The organism is Pseudomonas sp. RGM 3321, from assembly GCF_022836805.1.
GTDB lineage: Bacteria > Pseudomonadota > Gammaproteobacteria > Pseudomonadales > Pseudomonadaceae > Aquipseudomonas.
Genome location: NZ_JALHBH010000022.1, coordinates 1 through 333, shown reverse-complemented (window position 1 = coordinate 333; position 333 = coordinate 1). Strand labels below are relative to the sequence as shown.

Here is a 333-nt window from a genome sequence, read left to right as displayed (position 1 = left end):
ATCGTGCGGTTCTATAACGAGGGGCGATTGCACTCGACACTGGGCTACGTGCCGCCCAATCAGTATGAGCGGCAAGCGGCCTGACGATCACCGATTGAGGTGTCCGGAAAAAGTTGACCACTACACTATTCCTGACGCAGGAAATGCATTGACTGTACCGCCCTCTTCGCGAACAAGTTCGCTCCTACAAAAGCTCGCGGATAACCTGTAGGAGATTCTATGGTTTTGGGAAAGCCCTCAAGCCACTTTTGTTTGATATTCGCTCTGGTTCTTTAACAGAGCGAAGACTACTCGAGCTAACTTTCGGGCGAGCATGACCAGCGCTTGAGTTGT

The 333-nt window shown here is 51.4% G+C and carries 1 pseudogene; it reads right to left on the bottom strand.

Annotated elements, in window-relative coordinates:
• Positions 1-237 precede the first annotated feature (237 nt).
• A pseudogene (locus RGM3321_RS00070) lies at positions 238-333 on the bottom strand (IS110 family transposase); the annotation flags it as partial.